Origin of the sequence: Vibrio sp. R-1, from assembly GCF_035615595.1 — a bacterium.
GTDB classification, from domain to species: domain Bacteria; phylum Pseudomonadota; class Gammaproteobacteria; order Enterobacterales; family Vibrionaceae; genus Vibrio; species Vibrio cholerae.
The window spans coordinates 1-4,696 of sequence record NZ_WPDC01000143.1 but is presented as its reverse complement, the minus strand read 5'-3'; the positions used below and the strand labels follow the sequence as shown (position 1 = coordinate 4,696).

General features: G+C 50.5%; 5 protein-coding genes. 1 reads left to right on the top strand and 4 read right to left on the bottom strand.

Features of this window, described 5'->3' with window-relative positions; all coding sequences use genetic code 11:
* Window positions 1-407 precede the first annotated feature (407 nt).
* Window positions 408-1,403, top strand: a complete 996-nt coding sequence (locus tag GOU96_RS16885) for a sugar-binding transcriptional regulator (protein ID WP_000078373.1) — start codon at window positions 408-410, stop codon at window positions 1,401-1,403.
* Window positions 1,404-1,487: 84 nt separating this feature from the next.
* On the opposite strand, the gene sseA is transcribed toward GOU96_RS16885, so the two are convergent.
* The 4 genes from sseA to moeA all read right to left on the bottom strand — a co-directional run.
* Window positions 1,488-2,318, bottom strand: coding sequence for a 3-mercaptopyruvate sulfurtransferase (gene sseA, locus GOU96_RS16880; RefSeq protein ID WP_046126117.1), 831 nt, complete (start codon window positions 2,316-2,318; stop codon window positions 1,488-1,490).
* 21 nt (window positions 2,319-2,339) lie between these two features.
* Entirely contained in the window at window positions 2,340-2,708 is a 369-nt protein-coding gene (locus GOU96_RS16875) for a VOC family protein (protein WP_000067610.1), read from the bottom strand.
* 183 nt (window positions 2,709-2,891) lie between these two features.
* Window positions 2,892-3,650 (bottom strand): molybdopterin-synthase adenylyltransferase MoeB, encoded by a 759-nt coding sequence (gene moeB / locus GOU96_RS16870; RefSeq protein WP_057552317.1) that lies wholly within the window; start codon window positions 3,648-3,650, stop codon window positions 2,892-2,894.
* An 8-nt stretch (window positions 3,651-3,658) separates the two neighbouring features.
* Window positions 3,659-4,696: molybdopterin molybdotransferase MoeA (gene moeA, locus GOU96_RS16865; protein WP_324702031.1), on the bottom strand; the 1,038-nt coding region annotated here is incomplete at its 5' end.

Here is a 4,696-nt window from a genome sequence, read left to right as displayed (position 1 = left end):
CTCCAAGTAGTTTGGGTAGATTTAGAGAGTGCGAGTCAGTAAATGCAAAATTTTCAGCGCCCGAACTTTTGCTCTGAACATTTGCTCGTTCGCTGAGTAAATGATGGAGCCATATTTATCCTATCTGTCGGGAAAGTCAATTCAACAACCCGGTTTATGACGCGTTGAGCGGAGTTTTTTTTCGCCTTCGCAGCCCTTGTTGCCATTAAATCGTTTGCTCAAATTTGACCTCACCATGGGCTATCCATCAAAGGTGAGAAAACCACACTGAGAAAATGTTATGACTAAGATCATTTGCTCACTCCAAAAAGGCGAGTAACATAGCGCGCATACTGATGTTGAGCTGAATGTTGAGCGCAATGTTGAGTGCTGCGGTATGCAAGGCCGCTGCCATAGAAGGATAGCCCATGAGCCAAATTCCAGAGATTTCGGTTGAAAGTACCGATCTGCTGACTGAAATCGCCGTCTCTTATTATCAAGATGGCGCAACACAGGAAGAGATTTCCAAAAAATACACCATTTCACGCGCCAAAGTGGGGCGGTTGCTCAAGCAAGCCCGTGATGAGGGGATTGTTGAAATTACTGTGAAATACCATCCGGTGTTCAGCGCCAAAATCGAGCAGCGCTTGATCGAACGTTTTGGCGTGCGCCGCGCCTTGATTGCCCTCGATCAACCGAACGATGAAGCGCAGCGCCAACAAGTCGCGGGTTTGGTATCCAACTATCTTACCAGCACGCTAAAAAACGGCATGGTAGTGACGGTTGGACAGGGGCGTAATGTGTCAGCCGTAGCGCATCATGTTGGGGTGATCACGCCGCGAGATTGCAAATTTGTGTGCAGCATCGGCGGTATTCACCCACGCGGCGGTATGTTTAATGCTGACCATATTTGTCGCCAACTCGCAAAAAAATACGGCGGCAGCTCGGAAACCTTGTACGCGCCAGCTTACGCAGAAAACCCGGAGCAGAAACGGGTATTCATGCAAAACAGTACGGTGAAGCAAACCCTCGATCTTGCTCGTAAAGCTGATATCGCACTGGTCGGAATTGGTGATATGAGTGAAAACAGCTACATGGTTGACCTTGGTTGGTTTACGCCGGAAGAGGTGGTGCAATCGCGCCTGAACCAAGGTGTGGTCGGGGATTTCGCCGGGCATGACTTTTTTGATGTGCACGGGCGCATCGCCAATACCGTGATGAATGATCGCGTGATTGGCTTGGGGATTGATGAGTTCCGTCCTATTGCCGAAGTGATCGCGATTGCGGCGGAAAACAGTAAACCGCTTGCTCTTTTGGGCGCACTGCGCACCGGCGCGATTGATGTGATCGCGACCAGTGTGAGTAACGCTTTGACCGTGCTCAACTTAGATGAACAGATGCAAACGGCATTATCTGCGTCTTAAATCGCTATTTAATGGATATTTTGTAGGCCAATTTCTGTAGAAAAGAAGTGCAGCGAGCTCCGCTGCACTCTAACGACTTAGACATTACTCAATCGGCAGATCTTGCCGTTGTCCCCATTCTGTCCACGAACCATCGTAAACCGAGAGGTTTTGATAGCCGCACACATACGCCGCGAGCAGCACAATACATGCGGTCACGCCTGAGCCGCAGCTAAACAGATATTCTTGGGCGGTGTCGGGCAACATATGAGTCAGTAGCGGGCGTAACTCGGCTTGCTCTTTTAGCTTGTGACCAGTGATGAGCTCTGCAAAAGGCAAGCAGGATGAGCCGGGAATATGCCCACTGCGCACGCCGGGGCGAGGTTCTGGCACTTCACCGAAAAAGCGCGCTAATCCACGTGCATCAATGGTTTGGCTATGTGGATTATCGATCTGTTTGAGAACATAACTCGCATCAACAAAGGCTTGTGGGTTGAGTTTGCCGTCAAAGTTCCCTTTTGGTGTGGGTTCACGATAGTTTTGAGTGACGTTGTAACCCTGAACCTTCCATTCGGTTAATCCGCCATTGAGGATATACACCTTGTGATGTCCCATGGCCTTGAACATCCACCATGCTCGGGGAGAGGCAAACGTGCCGCTGTTGTCGTACACCACAATAAAGGAATCTTGGTTGATACCCAGTTCGCGAGCGAGAGTGTTAAAACGCTCCTCAGAAGGCATCATGTGCGGCAAGGGCGAATCAGGGTCGCAAAAGACTTTGTCGTAATCAAAGCGCTGCGCATTAGGGATCTTGTTGACCCAATCTTTTTCAGACTCGGTTGGAATTTGAAACTCGATGCTGCTATCGAGGATCACCAAATTGGGGTCGTGCAGATGTTGTTGCAGCCATTGCGCCGTGACGAGTGGGGAGGTCATTGTTATTCCTTATTTTTGTGATTACCCAATACGTTGACCAATACGCCACAGAACATCACTCGGGTCAACCAAACAAAACTCCAACATGCCCCAAGGTTGAGTGATGAGATCAGTCACTTTGCTTTCAAAACGTTCTTCCAATTGCAACGTTTTGACGTGATCGAACCAGCTTTGCGCATCTTCCACTAACAGATGCATCATGGTGTTGCCTTGATGGGGGCGCTGATGGGTGTTTTGCAGCAAAAAGGCGCATCGGCCTAAACGCAAATAAGCCACATCGCCAAATTCTGTAATCAGTTCAAAACCGAGGGATAAGTAAAACTGTTTGGACGTGGTGAAGTCCTGAGCGGGAACGAAAGATTTAATTTCCAAAACGTTGAGATTGGACATGGCTCAGCTCCTCTATTTGATCTTATTCCCATCCTGCTGAAGCTGCAGCCGTGTGAGCTGCAACTCCAAGTAGTGTGGGTATAACTTTAGTCGGCTTTAGAGGATTTAACTTCGCCATCTGGCACAGAATGGGTAGCCAGACCGTGTCAGCGTCGCAAAATTGTGACGTTAATAAAGCAGACGTTAGCTTTGCGGGTGGCAAACTGGACACTGAGGTAGCTGCATCAGGTTCATTTCACGCCATGACATGCTCATCGCGTCAAGAATCAAGATCTTACCTTGCTTAGGTGTCCCCAAACCGGTCAACACCTTAATCGCTTCCATCGCCTGAACAGCACCAATAATGCCTACCACTGGAGCCATTATGCCCGCTTCAACACAACTGAGTGCCGATGAGCCGAATAGGGCGCTTAAGCATTGATAGCAAGGCTGCGCGGGATCTTGATACGTAAACACGCTCACTTGGCCTTCCATACGAATCGCCGCACCGGAAACCAGCGGTGTTTTGTGTTTAAAGCAGAGGCGATTGAGCTGGTTGCGTGTGCCCACATTATCGCAAGCATCCAGCACCAGATCGTGGCGTGCGATCAGCGCATCCAATTCGTCATCACTCAAGCGTGCTTGGATCGTCTCAACCTGAAGATGCGGATTGAGCAGACGCAGCGAATCAGCCGCTGAATCCACTTTCGCGCGGCCAATATCCGCATCATGGTGTAGCACTTGACGCTGGAGGTTAGAGAGCTCAACCACATCATCATCAATCAATGTGATGTGACCGACCCCCGCCGTCGCTAGGTATTGGCTACTCGCGCAGCCCAAACCACCTGCACCGAGGATCAGCACTGAGCTCTGCTTTAGTTTCTCTTGTCCTTCAAAATCAAACGCTTTGAGAATGATCTGTCGGTTGTAACGCAGCATTTCTGCATCGCTGAGAATATCCACCATCACTCCTAGTACAGGGTTGAGTTAAACAGCTGGATTTGAACCGTTTCGCCGACTTCCACGCGGCCACGTTCACGCTCAAGCACCACAAAGCAGTTAGCCAAGCTCATTGAGCGGAACGCGCCAGAGCTTTGGTTACCGGTGCTTTCCACCACGAATTTGCCATTTTCAATGCGGTAAATGCCGCGTTGGAAATCCGTCCGTCCCGGTGCTTTTTTAAAGGGGCTACGCGTGATCGCCGGGATCGATTCTGGGGCTTGCCAAGCGCTGTGTCCCGCCAATTTGGCAAGCATAGGTTGCACCAGCACGTACATGGTCAGCACCGCGGAAACCGGATTGCCCGGCAGACCGCAGAACCATGCATTTTGCAGCGCGCCAAATGCAAAAGGTTTACCTGGTTTGATCGCCAGTTTCCAAAAACCGATTTCGCCGAGTTCTTCCAAAATATCTTTGGTGTAATCGGCTTCACCCACGCTGACGCCACCGGAGGTGACCACCACATCCGCCAAGCTTTGCGCTTGTTCAAACGTGGCTTTCAGAGTGGCAGGGCAATCTGGCACGATGCCGAGATCAATCGCTTCGCAGCCGAAGTTTTCAATCAAGGGTTTAATGCCGTAGCGATTGCTGTCGTAAATTTGTCCGGCTTGCAGCGGTTCACCGAGTGGCTTGAGCTCATCTCCGGTGGAGAAAAACGCGACTTTCGGTTTGCGATAGACGGTGACATGGCTAATGCCGAGAGTCGCAATCATTGGGATATCACGTGCGGTTAAGCGCGCACCGCGTTCCAGCACCACATCATTTTGGCGAATGTCATCACCAGTTGGGCGAATGTTGTCATTGAGTTTGACCTCATGCTGGCAGAACACCACCCCCTCTTCGGTGATGGTCGCTTGTTCTTGCATGATCACTGCATCACAACCGGCAGGGATTTGCGCACCCGTCATAATGCGCACGCAGGTCATTGGTGGCCATTCTTCTGTAAAGGGTTGACCAGCAAACGATTTTCCTGCAACGGGCAGCGGTTTTTGCTGCGCAAGTTCAGCGCG

Excerpts from the sequence above, each read along its gene's own strand:
- GOU96_RS16885 (WP_000078373.1), top strand. The coding sequence starts at position 408 with ATGAGCCAAATTCCAGAGATTTCGGTTGAAAGTACCGATCTGCTGACT.
- sseA (WP_046126117.1), bottom strand. The coding sequence starts at position 2,318 with ATGACCTCCCCACTCGTCACGGCGCAATGGCTGCAACAACATCTGCAC.
- GOU96_RS16875 (WP_000067610.1), bottom strand. The coding sequence starts at position 2,708 with ATGTCCAATCTCAACGTTTTGGAAATTAAATCTTTCGTTCCCGCTCAG.